Source organism: Janthinobacterium sp. 35, from assembly GCF_002754575.1.
Classification (GTDB): Bacteria; Pseudomonadota; Gammaproteobacteria; order Burkholderiales; family Burkholderiaceae_D; genus Janthinobacterium; species Janthinobacterium tructae.
This window is the reverse complement of the sequence record NZ_PEFN01000001.1, coordinates 1,799,362-1,815,780: the sequence shown is the minus strand read 5'-3', so window position 1 is coordinate 1,815,780 and position 16,419 is coordinate 1,799,362. Positions and strand designations below refer to the sequence as shown.

The window sequence follows — 16,419 nt, the reverse complement described above, 5'->3', positions numbered from 1 at the left end:
AGGAATGCCTGTCCATGTGCCGCCTGCCAGCCCGCAGCCGGTCTGCATCGTGGCTTGACGCGGCAAGGCAAAGCCGCTTATACTTGTCGGCTTTCCGTTCGCTCAGGAAAAGTAAATAAGGCAGAGTCCGCATGGCAGCATCGGCGGAACCACCATTTGAGCGTGTAATCTATTAGGAAGTCAACATGAAAACATTTTCCGCTAAAGGACATGAAGTCCAGCGCGATTGGTTCGTGGTTGACGCGACGGACAAAGTCCTCGGACGTGTTGCCAGCGAAGTGGCACTCCGACTGCGCGGCAAACACAAACCAGAATTTACTCCTCACGTCGATACCGGCGACTTTATCGTCGTCATCAACGCAGGCAAACTGCGTGTGACCGGTACCAAAGCTACTGAGAAAATTTACTACCGTCACTCTGGCTATCCAGGCGGCATCTACGAAACCAACTTCCAGAAAATGCAACAGCGTTTTCCAGGTCGCGCGCTTGAGAAAGCGGTCAAGGGCATGCTGCCTAAAGGCCCACTCGGCTACGCAATGATCAAGAAGCTGAAAGTGTACGCGGAAGGTTCCCATCCGCACGCTGCTCAGCAACCTAAAGCACTTGTTCTCTAAGGAACTGACATGATCGGTAATTACAATTATGGAACCGGCCGTCGCAAAAGTGCAGTGGCTCGGGTTTTTATCAAAGTTGGCACAGGCTTGATCGTTGTTAACGGCAAACCAGCAAACGAATACTTTTCGCGCGAAACGGGTCTGATGGTCATCCGTCAACCTCTGGAACTGACCGGCAATGTCGAGCGTTTCGACATCAAAGTCAACGTCCATGGCGGCGGTGAGTCGGGCCAGGCTGGTGCAGTTCGTCACGGCATCACCCGCGCTCTGATCGACTACGATGCAGCGTTGAAACCGGAACTGGCTAAAGCCGGCTTCGTAACACGCGATGCACGTGAAGTCGAGCGTAAAAAAGTTGGTCTGCGCAAAGCACGTCGCGCAAAGCAATTCTCGAAGCGTTAATTCTTACGCTACAGCACCTTTCGAGGTGCTGGTCGAAAAGCCGCTGGACTTCGGTCCCGCGGCTTTTTTGCATTTCAGCGGGATGCGCCGTTGCGCTGTAAAATACGCGGAAAACCCGCAGGGGGAGCATTTCCCTTCATCTTTATGCACTCTATACACAAGGAAAGAACATGATCAAAGTTGGCATCGTCGGCGGTACTGGATACACGGGCGTGGAATTGCTGCGCTTGCTCGCTACCCATCCAGATGTCGAGTTGACGGCGATTACCTCGCGCAAGGAAGATGGCTTGCCCGTTGCTGACATGTATCCTTCCCTGCGTGGCCACGTCAAACTGGCGTTTACTTCGCCGGACAAGGCGAATCTGGCACAGTGTGACGTGGTCTTCTTTGCCACGCCACACGGCGTTGCGATGGCGCAAGCACCAGCCTTGCTGGCCGCCGGCGTAAAAGTCATCGACCTGGCCGCCGACTTCCGCCTGAAAGACCAGGCCAAGTTCGAGCAATGGTACAAGATTGCCCATACGGCCCCGGAACTGATCGAGCAGGCCGTGTATGGCTTGCCGGAACTGAACCGCGAAGACATTAAAAAAGCCAGCCTGATCGCCAACCCCGGTTGCTACCCGACCACCATGCAGCTGGGCTTTTACCCGCTGCTCAAGGCTGGCCTGGTCAACGCGGGCGGTCTCATCGCCGACTGCAAGTCGGGCGTGTCCGGCGCCGGCCGCAAGGCGGAAATCGGCATCCTGTTCTCGGAAAGCAGCGACAGCTTCAAAGCCTACGGCGTGGCCGGTCATCGCCACCTGCCGGAAACGACGGCGCAACTGCAGCGTTTCACGGACGACAAAGTGGCGCTGACCTTCACGCCGCACCTGGTGCCGATGATCCGTGGCATGCACTCAACCCTGTACGCGCAGCTGAACAAGGATGTCAGCAATGAAGAATTGCAATCCTTGTTCGAAGAGCAATACAAGGATGAGCCATTCGTCGACGTGATGCCATTCGGCTCGCACCCGGAAACCCGCTCCACGCGCGGCTCGAACATGCTGCGCCTGGCCTTGCACCGTCCCGAAGGCGGCAATACCGTCATCGTGCTGGTGGTGCAAGACAACCTGGTCAAGGGCGCATCGGGCCAGGCCGTGCAGTGCATGAACTTGATGTTTGGCCTGAAAGAAACAGCCGGTTTGCAACACATCGCCCTGCTGCCGTAAAAATAGGCAGGCGTGCTTGCGCAGGTGCGGCGCCTTTTTGCCGCACCTGTGATAAATTGGATTGCCGCCTACCCCGACAGGATGACGTTCATGTTCGAGCGCAACGCGAAAAACCCCATCGACACCCTGATCGGCGCCTCCACGCGGATCGAGGGCGACTTGCTGTTTTGCGGCGGCTTGCGCATCGATGGCCATGTGCACGGCAATGTCACGGGCGAGCCGGGCGAGTCCACGCATGTGGTGCTGGGCGAGGCGGGCCGCATCGATGGCGAAGTGCGTTGCTCCAGCCTGGTCGTCAGCGGCGAGATCAATGGCCCCGTGTATGTGTCCGAAATGCTTGAAATCCAGCCAAAAGCCCGCATTGTAGGAGAGGTCTATTACAAGGTGCTGGAAATGCACAGCGGCGCCCAGGTGCAGGGCAAGCTCAGCCGCCACGACAGCGCCGACCCCGTGCTGCACCTGGCCGTGTCTGAAATGTGAGCAGGAACAACACCGTCCAGTCGTGTCAGTGGCGGCCGCAGCGCGAGTTGTGCCAACAGTCTATAATGAGGCTATGTTTTCTGAGGAGTCTGAAATGAATGCAGTCGCTGAAATGCAAGATGTGATCCCTTCGCCTATCATCTTTACCGATAGCGCCGCCGAAAAAGTCGCGCAGTTGATCGAGGAAGAAGGCAATCCCGACCTGAAATTGCGCGTCTTCGTGCAGGGTGGCGGCTGTTCCGGCTTCCAGTACGGTTTCACCTTCGACGAAATCGTCAATGAAGATGACACCACCATGGTCAAGAACGGCGTCCAGTTGTTGATCGATTCCATGAGCTACCAGTACCTGGTCGGCGCGGAAATCGACTACAAGGATGACCTGGAAGGCGCGCAGTTCGTGATCAAGAATCCGACAGCCACGTCCACCTGCGGTTGCGGTTCGTCCTTCTCCGTTTAAGTATTAAACGGAGCAAGCAAGAAAATAGCGGATCGATGATCCGCTATTTGTGTTTCTACATCTGCTCAACGCGGATACAGCGCACCCAGCACGCGTAAGCCCGCCGCGCCCGTCACGGCCGGCAAGTTGCCTGGTTTGCGCTGCGTAAAGCGCCAGGCCAGCCAGGCAAACGCCAGCGCCTCGACCTGGCTGGGCGCCACGCCCAGCGCTTGCGTGGATGCCACCGCCATGCCCGGCAAGGCGTGCGCCAGCGCCGCCATCAGGCTGGCGTTCTGCGCGCCGCCGCCACACACATACACGTTTTCCGCCTGCGCCCCGTCGCGCGCGATGGCATGCGCCAGGCTGGCGGCCGTCAGCTGCGTCAGGGTGGCCTGCACGTCGGCAGGTGTGGCCTGCGGATAGTTGCTCAGCTTGTCCTGTAGCCAGTCGGCATGGAACAGGTCGCGGCCCGTGCTTTTCGGCGCCGGCAAGTCAAAATACGGGTCATTGAGCAAATCCGCCAGCAGGGCAGGCAGGACTTTGCCCGTGGCGGCCCAGGCGCCGTTGGCGTCGTAGGGCTGGCCCAGGTGCCGCAGGGCCCAGCCATCCATCAGGGCATTGCCGGGGCCCGTGTCGTAGCCCGTCACCGCGCCGTCCGCGTGCAGCACGCTGATATTGCTGATGCCGCCGATATTGGCCAGCACGCGCGTGTGGCCGGGCAAATTGAAAATGGCCTGGTGAAAAGCGGGCACCAGCGGCGCGCCCTGGCCGCCGGCCGCCACATCGCGGCTGCGCAAGTCGGCGATGACATCGATACCCGTCAGTTCAGCCAGCAGGGCCGGGTTGTTCAACTGGCGCGTAAAGCCCAGCTCGGGGCGGTGGCGGATGGTCTGGCCGTGCGCGCCGATGGCGGCGACGGCATCCGCGACGATGCCCGCGTTGCTCAATAGCATGGCGACGCAGTCGGCGTAATGGCGCACCAGTTGATTCGCCGCCAGCGCTTCGCGTTCGATTTCATTCTGGCCGGCACTTTGCAAGGCCATCAGGTCGGCGCGCAGGCTGGCGGGAAAGGCAATATACGCGTCGCCCAGGCTGCGCACGCTGCCATCGTCGGAAAAATCGACCAGGGCGCCGTCGACGCCGTCCAGGCTGGTGCCCGACATCAAACCGATATACAGCATGGGTGTTTCCTTGAAGGCGTCAGTGATGGGTACATTGTGCCGCATTTTCCGGCGTACATAAAACAAAGGCACCGGCCATCTGCATGGGCGGTGCCTTTGACGATTGCCCGAAGGCAGTGTTGCTTAGCGCGACGCCAGTGCCGTGTCGTTTGGACGCAGCAGGGTGAAGCGGTGCATCATGTCGGCCGATACCATGCGGAAGCGGCTCAGCTCGGCAGCCGTCAACGGCGCCTGGGCTTGTACGTTCAGCTTGCTTGGGTCTTGTGCCACGCCGCCGACGCGGAATTCATAGTGCAAATGGGCGCCCGTGGACCAGCCGGTGGTGCCGACGTAGCCGATCACATCGCCCTGGCTGACTTTTTGACCTTTTTTCAGGCCCGAAGCGAAGCGGCTCATGTGGGCGTAGGCGGTGGTGTAGTTGGCCCAGTGTTTCAGGACAACAACATTGCCGTAGCCGTTTTGGCTGCCGACGGAATCGACCACGCCGTCGCCCGAGGCGCGGATAGGGGTACCCGTTGCTGCGGCGAAATCGATGCCCTTGTGCGCTTTCCAGTTGCCGGAAATCGGGTGCACGCGCATGGAAAAGCCGGACGAGATACGGGAGAATTCGAGGGGGGATTTCAGGAAGGCTTTTTTGAGCGACTTGCCGTCGAAACTGTAGTAACCGCCGCCTTGCTTGCTGGCTGGGTCTTCGAACCAAACGGACTGGTAAGTCGTGCCGCGGTTGGTGAATTCACCGGCCAGGATACGGCCCGCTCGGACGAATTCGCCATCTTGCCAGAACGTTTCGTAGACGACATTGAATGCGTCGCCGCGTTTCAGGTCGGAGCGGAAGTCGATATTGGTGGAGAACATTTCCACGATTTGCGCGGAAATCGAGTCTGGCAGGCGGGTGCCGTCCAGGCTGGAGTCGGTGGCGGCGAACAGGGTGGAGGTAATCTTGCGCGCGTGCATTTCAACGCGGCGTTCCAGCTGGGCTGCCACTTCCGTGGCCACGAACTTGTCGCCCTTGCGGGTGATCAGGATGTTCTTGACCGATTTGTCCGTGCCGTCGACGAGGGTGGCGCGCATCCAGTTGAGGTCGCCGTTTTCGGTCGTTTGCGCTTGCACGCGCTTGCCCGATTTCAGCAACATCACGCCGCGCGCGATCTTGTCGGTTTTGATGAAATTGGCGGCCGCCGGATCATCCACGCCGAGACGGGTCAGCAGCGTGGCGAGGGTATCGCCAGCGCGGACTTTTTCTTCGTGGGTGAAGTTCTGGTCTACCTGTTCCATCGCGGAAATTTGCGAAGCGAGATCAGGCATTTCCAGGTTCTGGGCGATGGACGTGACCGGCAAGTCGGATGCGTCGGGTGCCATGGGCGACACAGCGACTGCGCCGAAGGCGGCCACGGCGAGCAGCACTGCCGACGCGCCGATAATGCGTGCCTTGCGTGTCGTCGTCAGCTGTGTGTACAAGCGTGAGCTTGTGATTTTATGTATAGGGTTCATGCAATCAGTTAAAATTTGCCCTTGAACGTGACCTGAACTAATGCTCTTTGTTATTGTTATTTTGGTTCGTTTTCATACGGCAAGATTGATGGGATCGAGCATTATAACAAACTCCGCAAACCTACTACCATTTTGAGATTTATAGTCAAATTTTATGGAAATCAACACCACCGCATCGCCTGCCAAGGCTAACGCCGCTCAGACCGCACTTCCACTGTCGGACAGAGTACAAGAAGCCCTCGCGATTACCAAGCGTGGCGTCGACGAACTCTTGATCGAAAGCGAATTTGCGCAAAAATTAGCACGCTCCGAGAAAACCGGTGTTCCACTGCGCATCAAACTGGGCCTGGACCCGACTGCACCCGACTTGCATCTGGGCCACACTGTCGTACTGAACAAGATGCGCCAGCTGCAAAACCTCGGCCATCAAGTCATTTTCCTCATCGGCGACTTCACTTCCATGATCGGCGACCCTTCGGGCCGCAACGTCACGCGTCCGCCTTTGACCAAAGAACAGATCGAGATTAACGCGATGACGTATTTCGCGCAAGCATCTTTAGTGCTGGATGCCAGTAAAACGGAAATCCGCTATAACTCCGAGTGGTGCGATCCGCTGGGTGCGCGCGGCATCATCCAGCTCGCTTCCCACTACACGGTGGCGCGCATGATCGAGCGCGACGACTTCACCAAGCGCTTCCAGGGCGGTATTCCTATTTCCGTGCATGAATTCCTGTACCCGCTGATGCAAGGTTACGACTCGGTGGCCCTGAAATCAGACCTGGAACTGGGCGGCACGGACCAGAAGTTCAACCTGCTGGTGGGCCGCGAACTGCAAAAGCAGTACGGACAGGAGCAGCAGTGTATTTTGACCATGCCGCTGCTGGAAGGTTTGGACGGCGTGGAAAAAATGTCCAAGTCGAAGAATAACTACATCGGCATCACGGAACCGGGCAACACCATGTTCGCCAAGCTGATGAGCATTTCCGACGTCATGATGTGGCGCTACTACGAGCTGCTGTCGTGGCGCTCGATCGCCGACCTGGCCCAGCTGAAGCGCGAAGTCGAGGAAGGCCGCAATCCGCGCGATGCCAAGGTTGCACTGGCGCAAGAGATCGTCGCCCGTTTCCACTCGCAGCAGGCGGCCGAAGATGCGCTGGCCGACTTCGTCAACCGCTCGAAGGGCGGCATTCCCGACGATATCCCGGCAGTGACCCTGGCTGGCGCGCCGCTGGGCATCCCGCAATTGCTGAAACAAGCGGGTCTGTGCCCATCGACGTCGGAAGCCATGCGCAAGATCGACCAGGGCGGCGTGCGCATCGACGGCACCGTCATCAGCGACAAGGGCTTGCAAGTGGCGGCGGGCGAATTCGTGTTGCAAGTTGGCAAGCGCAGTTTCGCGCGCGTCACCCTGACGGCATGATCGCGCTGCTGCAGCGCGTCACCCAGGCGAAAGTCGACGTTGCCGGCGCCACCATCGGCGCCATCGACGCCGGCCTGATGGTGCTGGTGTGCGCCGAGCGCGGCGATACGGAAAAGGAAGCGGACGCCTTGCTGACCAAACTGCTCGGCTATCGCGTGTTTGCCGACGAAGCGGGCAAGATGAACCGCAGCGTGACGGACGTGGCCGGCGGCTTGCTGCTGGTGCCGCAGTTCACGCTGGCGGCCGACACCAAGTCCGGCACGCGCCCGTCGTTCACGCCAGCGGCCGCGCCGCAAGATGGCTTGCGCCTGTTCACGCATTTCGTGGCGCAGGCGCGCCACCGCCATGCGAACGTGCAAACGGGACAGTTTGGCGCCGACATGCAGGTGTCACTCACCAATGACGGGCCTGTCACCTTCTGGCTGCAAGTGAACGCAAAACAATAACGATAAAGAGGAGCACGCGATGAAATTGTGGAGCGAGACGTTTCGTGATGGCGGCCTGATGCCGGCCGAGAATGCCTTTGCCGAGATCGATCCGGCCAGCCGCGTGCGCCTCGCCGGCAACCGCAATCCCCATCTGGCCTGGGACGAGGTACCGAACGGCACCGAGTCGCTGGCCCTGTTCTGCATCGACCCCGATGCGCCGCAAGACGCCAGCCTGGCCAACCGCGACGACCAGTCCCTGCCGCTGACGGCGCCGCGCGGCGATTTTTATCACTGGAGCGTGCTCGACTTGCCGCCCGCCATGCGGATGATTGCCGCCGGGGAATTTTCCAGCGGCATCACGCCGCGCGGCAAGGCGGCCAGCACTGGTACTGGGCTGCAATTGCGCGAGGGCCTCAACGACTACACGGGCTGGTTTGCCGGCGATGCCGCCATGGCCGGCGATTATTACGGTTATGATGGTCCGTGCCCGCCGTGGAATGACGAGCGCATCCACCATTATCTTTTCCGCCTGTATGCGCTCGACGTGCCAAAGTTGGCCTTGCCCGAACGTTTTACGGGGCAGCAAGCCCATGCCGCACTCTACGGCCACATCCTCGACGAAGCCCAGCTCGTTGTCGCCTATTCGCTCAACCCCGAGCTGGCACTTACTCTGAAAAAATAAAGCATGAGCACCACGATCTTACTGATACGCCATGGCGAAACGGCCTGGAATGCGGGCCGCCGCCTGCAGGGCCATATCGACATCGCCCTGAACGAAGCGGGCCTGGCGCAAGCTTGCGCGCTGGGGCAGGCGCTGGCCGATGAGCCGCTGGCCGCCATCCTCGCCAGCGATCTGCAGCGCGCGCAGCAAACGGCGCAAGCCGTGGCCGATGTGAAAGACTTGCCCGTGCAGACGGACCCCTTGCTGCGCGAGCGCTGCTATGGCGCCTTCGAAGGCTTGCTGTATGCCGATATTGCCGCACGCTATCCGCACGAGTATGCGCAATGGCAATCGCGCCAGATCGACGCCGTGATGCCGTCCGGCGAGCGCGAGGCCGAGAGCTTCCGCCAGTTTTACGCACGTGCGAACGGCGCCATCGCCCGCTGGGCCGAACGCTATGACGGCCAGACGATCGCCATCGTCGCGCATGGCGGCGTGCTCGAATGCGCCTACCGCGAGGCGGTCGGCATGACGCTCGACAGTCCACGCGACTTCCAGGTCAAGAATGCCAGCGTCAACCGTTTTTCGTATGCGGACGGCAAGCTGCATTTAGTGCATTGGGGAAATATCGAACATCTGAGCGCGCCCGCGATGGACGAGCTGGGCTAAGAGCACTCTAGGTGGCCCCGGCGTCACTCTGACGCACTAGTCCCAAAAAATAGTGCTTATTAAATAGGCAGGGGATCGGTTAAAATAGCAGGTTCCTCCGTCCATTCCAGGTTCTTCAGTGCAAATCGGCCCTCACATTCTGCGCAACAACGTTTTCGTCGCTCCCATGGCGGGCGTGACGGATCGGCCTTTCCGCCAGTTGTGCAAGCAGTTGGGTGCCGGCTATGCCGTGTCGGAGATGGCGGCGTCGAATCCGCGCCTGTGGGCGACGGAAAAAAGCGCGCGCCGCACGGACCATGAAGGTGAAATGGAGCCGAAAGCCGTGCAAATCGCCGGTGCCGATCCGCAAGACCTGGCCGATTGCGCCAAGTTCAACGTGGACCGGGGCGCGCAGATCATCGACATCAACATGGGTTGCCCCGTGAAGAAGGTGTGCAACAGCTGGTGCGGTTCGGCCTTGCTGCAAAACGTAAGCCTGGTCGAAAAGATCTTGCACGCCGTCGTCAACGCCGTCGACGTGCCCGTCACCCTGAAATTTCGCACGGGCTGGAACCGTGAAAACAAGAATGCCCTGACCATCGCCCGCATCGCCGAGCAGGCCGGCATCCAGATGCTGACCTTGCACGGCCGCACGCGCGCCGATGGCTACAAGGGCGATGCCGAATATGAAACTATTGCCGCGGTGAAAGCCTCGGTGGGCATCCCCGTGGTGGCCAACGGCGACATTACCAGCCCGGAAAAGGCCCGTTTTGTGTTGGATCAAACGGGCGCCGATGCCGTCATGATCGGCCGTGCGGCACAGGGCCGGCCGTGGATTTGCCGCGAGATCGACCATTTCCTGCGCACCGGCACCTTATTGCCGGCGCCGTATGTGGATGAAGTGCGCACCCTGATGGATGAGCATTTGCGCGCCCATTACGCGTTTTACGGTGAATTTCTCGGCGTGCGCACGGCGCGCAAGCACATCGGCTGGTACGTCAAGGATCTGGAAGGCGGCGAGGCGTTCCGACAGCAAATGAACTTGCTGGAGTCGACGGACGCGCAATTGCTGGCCGTGGATCAATTTTTTGAGTCGCAATGGAAATTTGGCGAACGGTTACAATACCGCCTCTCCGAATCCAGTGAAAGTGGCCTGATCGATGTGATCAAACCTATGGCCACGGCAGCATGAGCAGATAGCAACAAGCAGGGTAGTCAGTTACCAGCAGCACAAGGGCGAGCGCCTATATACAGAGCGTCATGCAATATTAATTACAACACCGAGGCAAGAGGGCAGCACGCGGACCGCATGAGCGGCGCGGCGCCCGATAGCCAGGTGTTCAGCCGGTTGAAGCATAAAAATGAGCAAAGAAAGCATTCAGGAAGTCGTACAGAAAAGTCTAGAAGATTACTTCAATGACCTGGGCGAACAGCAAGCGTCGAATATCTATGACATGGTCGTGCTGACCGTGGAAAAGCCCATCCTGGAAGTCGTGATGACACGCGCCGATGGCAACCAGTCGCACGCCGCGCAGATGCTGGGCATCAACCGCAATACCCTGCGCAAGAAATTGCAGGAGCACGGTTTGCTGTAATGCCGGCATGCAAGTGACGCCAAGATTTGAATCCGCCGCCGCCTCAGCCAGACGACTGAGCGGCGCCATTCGCCAAGAACACTTAACCACCTAGCCACAGCCATGATCAAACAAGCTCTCCTCTCCGTTTCCGACAAGACCGGCGTTCTCGAATTCGCCCGTGCCCTGTCTGCCCTCGGCGTCAACCTCCTGTCCACCGGCGGTACCGCCAAATTGCTGGCCGACAACGGTGTTCCCGTCACGGAAGTTGCCGATTACACCGGTTTCCCGGAGATGCTCGATGGCCGTGTGAAGACCCTGCACCCGAAAGTGCACGGCGGTATCCTGGCGCGCCGCGATTTCCCTGAGCACATGTCGAAACTGGTCGAGCACGACATGCCGACCATCGACATGGTGGTGGTCAACCTGTACCCGTTCCAGGGCACGGTCGCCAAGGCCGATTGCACGCTGGAAGACGCGATCGAAAACATCGATATCGGTGGCCCGACCATGCTGCGTTCGGCGGCCAAGAACCACAAGGACGTGGTCGTCATCTGCGATCCGACCGACTACAACGCCGTGCTGGCCGAGCTGCGCTCGGCCGACGGCACGGCCGGCACGGTCAGCTACGACACCAAATTCATGCTGGCGAAAAAAGTCTTTGCGCACACGGCGCAATACGATGGCGCCATCACCAACTACCTGACCAGCCTGGGCCCGACAAAAGTGCACGCCGAGCGCGGCGCTTATCCGCAAGTGTTGAATGTTGCATTTGAGAAAGTGCAAGACATGCGCTACGGTGAGAATCCACACCAGAGCGCCGCCTTCTACCGCGACCTGGTCACCATCGATGGTGCGCTGGCCAACTACCGCCAGCTGCAAGGCAAAGAATTGTCGTACAACAACATCGCCGATGCTGATGCGGCCTGGGAATGCGTGAAGAGCCTGGGCGGTTTCGAGCAAAGCGCCGCCTGCGTCATCGTCAAGCATGCGAACCCATGCGGCGTCGCCCTGGGCAAGAATGCGGCCGAAGCGTACGCGCGCGCGCTGCAGACGGACCCGACCTCCGCGTTTGGCGGCATCATCGCGTTTAATACCGAACTCGACGGCGCTACCGCCGGCGAAATCGCCAAGCTGTTCGTCGAAGTGCTGATCGCCCCATCGTTCTCCGCTGAAGCGAAACAGATTCTGTCGAGCAAGCAAAACGTGCGCATGCTGGAAATCCCGCTGGGCAGCGGCGTCAACGCCATGGATTTCAAGCGCGTCGGTGGCGGCTTGCTGGTGCAATCGCCGGACGCGAAAAACGTCGGTATCGGCGACTTGCGCGTGGTCAGCAAGCTGCAGCCTACGCCGCAGCAATTGTCCGACCTGATGTTCGCCTGGAAAGTGGCGAAATTCGTCAAGTCGAACGCCATCGTCTTCTGCGGCAATAACATGACCCTGGGCGTGGGCGCTGGCCAGATGAGCCGTATCGATTCGGCCCGCATCGCTTCCATCAAGGCGCAAAACGCCGGCCTGTCGCTGACCGGTTCCGTGGTGGCGTCGGACGCCTTCTTCCCGTTCCGCGACGGCCTCGACGTCGTCGTCGACGCGGGCGCGACCTGCGTCATCCACCCGGGCGGCTCCATGCGCGACCAGGAAGTGATCGATGCGGCGGACGAGCGCGGTGTGGTCATGTTGTACACGGGCACGCGTCACTTCCGTCATTGATAATTGAACCCAACGGCAATGACCGGGGTCGGACCCTGAGGGTCCGACCCCAGATGTTGTTCTGGGTTGCTGCGACACAATACGGCAGGCACCGGTTATTCACCGGTGCCTGCCGTATTCATTATAGAATCTGGCGATGATTATTCTTGGCATCGATCCTGGCCTGCGCACCACCGGCTTTGGGGTCATTGAAAAACACGGCAACAAGCTGCGCTATATCGCATCGGGGACCGTCAAGACGGCTTCCGAAGGGGAATTGCCGCCGCGCCTGAAGATCATCTTGCAGGGCGTGAGCGAAATCGTCGGCACCTATCAGCCCGACTGCGCGGCCATCGAAAAAGTGTTTGTCAACGTCAATCCCCAATCGACCCTGCTGCTGGGCCAGGCGCGTGGCGCGGCCATTTGCGCGCTGGTCCACGCCGACCTGTCGGTGGCCGAATATACGGCGCTGCAAGTGAAACAGGCCGTCACGGGCCATGGCAAGGCGGCCAAGGAGCAGGTGCAGGACATGGTAGCGCGGCTGCTGTCACTGCCCGGCTTGCCCGGCACGGATGCGGCCGATGCGCTGGGTGTGGCCATTTGCCACGCCAACAGCATCGATGCGCTGGCCATGCTCGGCGCGCTGGCGCCGCAACTGCAGGGTCTGCGCATGAAACGCGGCCGCCTCGTCGGATAGTTGCGACTGCCATGCCAAGTCCATGGCGTCGTTGCACTGCCTTGCCGTACTATTCGTACTGTCTTCGGCAGTGCGCCTTGCCCTGAACATGGCCTGACAGCCGCAACACTCCAATAAGCTTTTGTTTACAATTTAATTTCATTAGGAACATGCGATGATAGGCCGTCTCTCCGGTATTTTGCTTGAAAAGAATCCGCCACAATTGCTGGTCGATTGCCAGGGCGTCGGCTATGAAGTCGACGTGCCGATGAGCACCTTTTACAACCTGCCCCATGTGGGCGAAAAAGTCGTGTTGTTCACGCACCAGGCCATCCGCGAAGATGCGCATCTGTTGTTTGGTTTCGGCAATGCGGCCGAGCGCGCCGTGTTCCGTCAGCTGATCAAGATCACGGGCGTGGGCGCGCGCATGGCGCTGTCGATCCTGTCCGGCATGACGATCGCCGACCTGGCGCAAGCGATCACCTTGCAGGATTCGGGCCGCCTGGTCAGAGTGCCCGGCATCGGCAAGAAGACGGCCGAGCGTTTGCTGCTGGAACTGAAGGGCAAGATCGGTGCCGATCTTGGCCCGCTGGGCGCGCATGCGGCGCCGGATGCGCAGTCCGATATCCTCAATGCCCTGCTGGCGCTGGGCTACTCGGACAAGGAAGCAATGGCGGCCGTGAAAAACGTGCCGGCCAGCAGTGGCGTGTCGGACGGCATCAAACTGGCGCTGAAAGCGCTGTCGAAAGGCTGATAACGCATGAGCATCCAGACCGATATCTTCACGGAGCAGCGCATCATCGACGCGGCGCCCATCTCGCACAACGAAGAGGCGATCGAACGGGCCTTGCGTCCGAAGCAGTTAGATGAGTACGTGGGACAGGAAAAGATCCGCGACCAGCTCGAAATCTTCATCACGGCCGCGCGCCAGCGCAAGGAAGCGCTCGATCACACCTTGCTGTTCGGCCCGCCGGGCCTGGGCAAGACGACTTTGGCGCACATCATCGCGCGCGAAATGGGCGTCAATTTGCGCCAGACCTCGGGCCCCGTGCTGGAGCGCCCGGGCGACCTGGCGGCGATTTTGACGAACCTGGAAGCGAATGACGTCCTGTTCATCGATGAAATCCACCGGCTGTCGCCTGTCGTGGAAGAGATTTTATATCCGGCGCTTGAGGATTATCAGATCGATATCATGATCGGCGAAGGCCCGGCCGCCCGTTCCGTGAAGCTCGATTTGCAACCGTTTACCTTGGTCGGCGCCACTACGCGCGCCGGCATGCTGACCAATCCGCTGCGCGACCGTTTCGGCATCGTCGCGCGCCTGGAGTTCTATAACACGAGCGAATTGACGAAGATCGTCACGCGCAGCGCCGCCTTGCTGAAAGCGCCGATCGACCCGGAAGGCGCGCATGAGATCGCCCAGCGCGCGCGCGGCACGCCGCGCATCGCCAACCGTTTGCTGCGCCGCGTGCGCGATTTCGCGGAAGTCAAAAGCAATGGCGAAATCACCAAGGTGGTGGCCGACCGCGCACTGGCCATGCTCGACGTCGATTCCGCCGGCTTCGACGTGATGGACCGCAAGCTGCTCGAAGCCGTGCTGTTCAAGTTCGGCGGCGGCCCCGTCGGCATCGGCAATTTGGCGGCGGCCATCGGCGAAGCGGCCGATACCATCGAAGACGTGCTGGAACCGTACCTGATACAGCAAGGTTTCTTGCAGCGCACGCCGCGTGGCAGGGTCGCCACGCCGGCCGCCTACCTGCACTTCGGCGTCAGCGCGCCGCGTATCGGCCCCGGTGGTGAAGCGTGGGAATTGTGATGGCGGAAGAGGGAAGGCCGGGCATGCCGGGTATGCAGATCTGGATCGACGCCGATGCCTGTCCCGTGGTCATCAAGGAAATCCTGTACCGCGTGGCCGACCGCCTGGAGTTGCCGCTCACCCTGGTGGCCAACCAGGGCTTGCGCGTGCCGCCTTCGCGTTTCATCCGCACCGTGCAAGTGCCGTCCGGCGCCGATGTGGCCGACCAGGAAATCGTGCGGCTGTTGAATCCCGGCGACCTGGTCATCACGGGCGACATTCCGCTGGCGGCCGACGTGCTGACCAAGGGCGGTTTTGCGCTCAATCCGCGCGGCGAGTTTTACACGAAGGACAATATCGCCCAGCAACTGACGATGCGCGCCTTCATGGAAGAGTTGCGCAGCGGCGGCGTGGACACGGGCGGCCCGGCCGCCTTCAGCCAGTCCGACCGGCAGCAGTTCGCCAACAGCCTGGACCGGCATCTGAGCAAGCATCACCGCAAGCCGGCAGTGGCAGTGCGGCAGACGTAAAAAAACCGGCGCAAGCCGGTTTTTTTATGCGCATGCAACTTAACGCGCGACTTTTCTCGTGCCCACCACTTCCACCGTTACGCGGCGGTTCTTGGCGCGCCCGGCGGCAGTGGTGTTGTCGGCCACGGGCTGCGTTTCTCCCTTGCCTTCCGTGTAGACGCGGTTCGTTTCCACGCCTTGCGTGACCAGATAGGCCTTGACGGCTTCGGCGCGGCGCTGCGAGAGCTTCTGGTTGTAGGCGTCGGAACCGACGGCATCCGTATGACCGACCGTGACGATGACTTCCAGGTCCATGCCCGTCAATTGACCGAGTAGCTGGTCGAGCGCCGCCTTGCCTTGCGGCTTGAGCGTCGATTGATCGAAGTCAAACAGCGCTTCCGACGCAAACGACACTTTTTCCGCCACCGGTGTTGGTGCCGGTGCGGCCACGACGACGGGCGCCGGCATGGCGACGACAGGGGCGACTTCGGGCGCCGGCTGGTAGGCTGGCGTGGCGCTGGCCGGGCGGCCCAGTTTATACACGAGGCTGACGGAATACAGGTCCGCATCGCCGCGGTTGCCGACGGCGTCGTTCAGACGATAACGCTCGACTTCGCCGCGCAGGGCCAGCGCTTCGCTGAACTTGTATTCGAGGCCCAGGCCCAGCTTGGCGTTGAGCTTACGCTCGCTGGCATGCGTATTCGTTGAACCCAGCAGGCGGTTGCCGCTGAATTCGGTGTTGGTCTTGGTGTAATGCATGCCGACCCGGCCCAGCAAGGACAGGCGCTGCGACAGCGGCAGCTGGCCCAGCAAGTCCAGGTTCACGCCGCGAAAGCCCGCTTGCCCGTTCAGCACGCCGTTGCCGCTGGTGGTCGACTTGAAGTCGAACTTGCCCAGGTCAAAGTAACCGGCTTCCACGGCGACATACTGGTTTAGTTGCCGGCCGACAAACAATTTATAGCCGGTGTCGCGCTCGTCCTTGGTAAAGCCGGTGACCGTCTCGCCGTTGGCGGCCAGGCTGGTGCGCAGACGCGGCTCGTCGATGGTGGCGCGCGACTGGCCCACGCCCGCGCCGATGTACCAGGCGCTGTTGGCCCAGTCCGGGTTGATGAAAGTGTTGTCTTGCGCCTGCGCCGCTTGCGCTGCCAGCAGCGAGGCCGTCATCACGCCCAAGGCGCCCAGTGTGTGTGCGATAGTCATCGTCATG

The 16,419-nt window shown here is 60.5% G+C and carries 19 protein-coding genes; 16 read left to right on the top strand and 3 right to left on the bottom strand.

Annotated elements, in window-relative coordinates:
* The first annotated feature begins 185 nt into the window (after nucleotides 1–185).
* The 5 genes from rplM (at nucleotide 186) to erpA (ending at nucleotide 3,161) form a co-directional block, all read left to right on the top strand.
* A complete protein-coding gene (gene rplM, locus CLU93_RS08165) occupies nucleotides 186–614 on the top strand; it encodes a 50S ribosomal protein L13 (RefSeq protein WP_010393282.1) in 429 nt (142 codons plus the stop codon).
* A gap of 9 nt (nucleotides 615–623) precedes the next feature.
* Complete coding sequence (gene rpsI / locus CLU93_RS08160) at nucleotides 624–1,016, top strand: 30S ribosomal protein S9 (RefSeq protein WP_010393285.1); 393 nt, start codon at nucleotides 624–626, stop codon at nucleotides 1,014–1,016.
* A 170-nt stretch (nucleotides 1,017–1,186) separates the two neighbouring features.
* Nucleotides 1,187–2,224: an N-acetyl-gamma-glutamyl-phosphate reductase gene (gene argC / locus CLU93_RS08155; RefSeq protein ID WP_099760703.1), complete on the top strand. Its 1,038-nt coding sequence runs from the start codon at nucleotides 1,187–1,189 to the stop codon at nucleotides 2,222–2,224.
* Between the two features lie 90 nt (nucleotides 2,225–2,314).
* On the top strand, nucleotides 2,315–2,704 hold the full coding sequence (locus CLU93_RS08150) for a bactofilin family protein (protein ID WP_099764295.1): 390 nt from the start codon (nucleotides 2,315–2,317) through the stop codon (nucleotides 2,702–2,704).
* A 94-nt stretch (nucleotides 2,705–2,798) separates the two neighbouring features.
* Complete coding sequence (gene erpA / locus CLU93_RS08145; RefSeq protein WP_029496047.1) at nucleotides 2,799–3,161, top strand: iron-sulfur cluster insertion protein ErpA; 363 nt, start codon at nucleotides 2,799–2,801, stop codon at nucleotides 3,159–3,161.
* A 65-nt stretch (nucleotides 3,162–3,226) separates the two neighbouring features.
* On the opposite strand, the gene CLU93_RS08140 is transcribed toward erpA, so the two are convergent.
* Together CLU93_RS08140 and CLU93_RS08135 are read right to left on the bottom strand one after the other, a co-directional pair.
* Nucleotides 3,227–4,321 carry an anhydro-N-acetylmuramic acid kinase gene (locus CLU93_RS08140; protein WP_099760702.1) on the bottom strand — a complete coding sequence of 365 codons (1,095 nt, stop codon included), beginning with the start codon at nucleotides 4,319–4,321 and terminating at the stop codon, nucleotides 3,227–3,229.
* Between the two features lie 123 nt (nucleotides 4,322–4,444).
* Entirely contained in the window at nucleotides 4,445–5,812 is a 1,368-nt protein-coding gene (locus tag CLU93_RS08135) for a M23 family metallopeptidase (RefSeq protein ID WP_099760701.1), read from the bottom strand.
* A gap of 154 nt (nucleotides 5,813–5,966) precedes the next feature.
* Here CLU93_RS08135 and tyrS point away from each other — a divergent pair, with 154 nt between their 5' ends.
* The 11 genes from tyrS to CLU93_RS08080 all read left to right on the top strand — a co-directional run bounded on the left by tyrS (nucleotide 5,967) and on the right by CLU93_RS08080 (nucleotide 15,233).
* Nucleotides 5,967–7,232 (top strand): tyrosine--tRNA ligase, encoded by a 1,266-nt coding sequence (gene tyrS, locus CLU93_RS08130; RefSeq protein WP_096233803.1) that lies wholly within the window; start codon nucleotides 5,967–5,969, stop codon nucleotides 7,230–7,232.
* Nucleotides 7,229–7,678 carry a D-aminoacyl-tRNA deacylase gene (dtd, locus tag CLU93_RS08125; protein WP_099760700.1) on the top strand — a complete coding sequence of 150 codons (450 nt, stop codon included), beginning with the start codon at nucleotides 7,229–7,231 and terminating at the stop codon, nucleotides 7,676–7,678. Before tyrS ends, dtd begins: the two co-directional genes overlap by 4 nt.
* Before the next feature lie 19 nt (nucleotides 7,679–7,697).
* Nucleotides 7,698–8,342 carry a YbhB/YbcL family Raf kinase inhibitor-like protein gene (locus CLU93_RS08120; protein WP_099760699.1) on the top strand — a complete coding sequence of 215 codons (645 nt, stop codon included), beginning with the start codon at nucleotides 7,698–7,700 and terminating at the stop codon, nucleotides 8,340–8,342.
* A gap of 3 nt (nucleotides 8,343–8,345) precedes the next feature.
* Nucleotides 8,346–8,990 (top strand): histidine phosphatase family protein, encoded by a 645-nt coding sequence (locus tag CLU93_RS08115; protein WP_099760698.1) that lies wholly within the window; start codon nucleotides 8,346–8,348, stop codon nucleotides 8,988–8,990.
* 118 nt (nucleotides 8,991–9,108) lie between these two features.
* Complete coding sequence (dusB, locus tag CLU93_RS08110) at nucleotides 9,109–10,161, top strand: tRNA dihydrouridine synthase DusB (RefSeq protein ID WP_099760697.1); 1,053 nt, start codon at nucleotides 9,109–9,111, stop codon at nucleotides 10,159–10,161.
* A 169-nt stretch (nucleotides 10,162–10,330) separates the two neighbouring features.
* Nucleotides 10,331–10,564, top strand: a complete 234-nt coding sequence (locus tag CLU93_RS08105) for a helix-turn-helix domain-containing protein (protein ID WP_008445162.1) — start codon at nucleotides 10,331–10,333, stop codon at nucleotides 10,562–10,564.
* A gap of 102 nt (nucleotides 10,565–10,666) precedes the next feature.
* Nucleotides 10,667–12,253 (top strand): bifunctional phosphoribosylaminoimidazolecarboxamide formyltransferase/IMP cyclohydrolase, encoded by a 1,587-nt coding sequence (gene purH, locus CLU93_RS08100; protein WP_099760696.1) that lies wholly within the window; start codon nucleotides 10,667–10,669, stop codon nucleotides 12,251–12,253.
* A 136-nt stretch (nucleotides 12,254–12,389) separates the two neighbouring features.
* Nucleotides 12,390–12,929 carry a crossover junction endodeoxyribonuclease RuvC gene (gene ruvC, locus CLU93_RS08095; RefSeq protein WP_099760695.1) on the top strand — a complete coding sequence of 180 codons (540 nt, stop codon included), beginning with the start codon at nucleotides 12,390–12,392 and terminating at the stop codon, nucleotides 12,927–12,929.
* A gap of 154 nt (nucleotides 12,930–13,083) precedes the next feature.
* On the top strand, nucleotides 13,084–13,662 hold the full coding sequence (ruvA, locus tag CLU93_RS08090) for a Holliday junction branch migration protein RuvA (RefSeq protein WP_071079482.1): 579 nt from the start codon (nucleotides 13,084–13,086) through the stop codon (nucleotides 13,660–13,662).
* 6 nt (nucleotides 13,663–13,668) lie between these two features.
* The gene (gene ruvB / locus CLU93_RS08085; RefSeq protein WP_071079481.1) at nucleotides 13,669–14,724 is read left to right on the top strand and encodes a Holliday junction branch migration DNA helicase RuvB; all 1,056 of its coding nucleotides are present in this window, start codon (nucleotides 13,669–13,671) and stop codon (nucleotides 14,722–14,724) included.
* A gap of 32 nt (nucleotides 14,725–14,756) precedes the next feature.
* On the top strand, nucleotides 14,757–15,233 hold the full coding sequence (locus CLU93_RS08080) for a YaiI/YqxD family protein (RefSeq protein ID WP_099760694.1): 477 nt from the start codon (nucleotides 14,757–14,759) through the stop codon (nucleotides 15,231–15,233).
* 39 nt (nucleotides 15,234–15,272) lie between these two features.
* Here CLU93_RS08080 and CLU93_RS08075 read toward each other — a convergent pair whose 3' ends face one another.
* Complete coding sequence (locus tag CLU93_RS08075; protein ID WP_099764294.1) at nucleotides 15,273–16,412, bottom strand: OmpA family protein; 1,140 nt, start codon at nucleotides 16,410–16,412, stop codon at nucleotides 15,273–15,275.
* Nucleotides 16,413–16,419 lie beyond the last annotated feature (7 nt).

Coding starts and splice junctions, on each gene's coding strand:
- rpsI (WP_010393285.1), top strand. CDS start 624: ATGATCGGTAATTACAATTATGGAACCGGCCGTCGCAAAAGTGCAGTG.
- rplM (WP_010393282.1), top strand. CDS start 186: ATGAAAACATTTTCCGCTAAAGGACATGAAGTCCAGCGCGATTGGTTC.
- argC (WP_099760703.1), top strand. CDS start 1,187: ATGATCAAAGTTGGCATCGTCGGCGGTACTGGATACACGGGCGTGGAA.
- CLU93_RS08140 (WP_099760702.1), bottom strand. CDS start 4,321: ATGCTGTATATCGGTTTGATGTCGGGCACCAGCCTGGACGGCGTCGAC.
- purH (WP_099760696.1), top strand. CDS start 10,667: ATGATCAAACAAGCTCTCCTCTCCGTTTCCGACAAGACCGGCGTTCTC.
- CLU93_RS08115 (WP_099760698.1), top strand. CDS start 8,346: ATGAGCACCACGATCTTACTGATACGCCATGGCGAAACGGCCTGGAAT.
- dtd (WP_099760700.1), top strand. CDS start 7,229: ATGATCGCGCTGCTGCAGCGCGTCACCCAGGCGAAAGTCGACGTTGCC.
- CLU93_RS08150 (WP_099764295.1), top strand. CDS start 2,315: ATGTTCGAGCGCAACGCGAAAAACCCCATCGACACCCTGATCGGCGCC.
- CLU93_RS08075 (WP_099764294.1), bottom strand. CDS start 16,412: ATGACTATCGCACACACACTGGGCGCCTTGGGCGTGATGACGGCCTCG.
- CLU93_RS08120 (WP_099760699.1), top strand. CDS start 7,698: ATGAAATTGTGGAGCGAGACGTTTCGTGATGGCGGCCTGATGCCGGCC.
- tyrS (WP_096233803.1), top strand. CDS start 5,967: ATGGAAATCAACACCACCGCATCGCCTGCCAAGGCTAACGCCGCTCAG.
- ruvC (WP_099760695.1), top strand. CDS start 12,390: ATGATTATTCTTGGCATCGATCCTGGCCTGCGCACCACCGGCTTTGGG.
- CLU93_RS08105 (WP_008445162.1), top strand. CDS start 10,331: ATGAGCAAAGAAAGCATTCAGGAAGTCGTACAGAAAAGTCTAGAAGAT.
- ruvB (WP_071079481.1), top strand. CDS start 13,669: ATGAGCATCCAGACCGATATCTTCACGGAGCAGCGCATCATCGACGCG.
- CLU93_RS08080 (WP_099760694.1), top strand. CDS start 14,757: ATGCAGATCTGGATCGACGCCGATGCCTGTCCCGTGGTCATCAAGGAA.
- erpA (WP_029496047.1), top strand. CDS start 2,799: ATGAATGCAGTCGCTGAAATGCAAGATGTGATCCCTTCGCCTATCATC.
- ruvA (WP_071079482.1), top strand. CDS start 13,084: ATGATAGGCCGTCTCTCCGGTATTTTGCTTGAAAAGAATCCGCCACAA.
- CLU93_RS08135 (WP_099760701.1), bottom strand. CDS start 5,812: ATGAACCCTATACATAAAATCACAAGCTCACGCTTGTACACACAGCTG.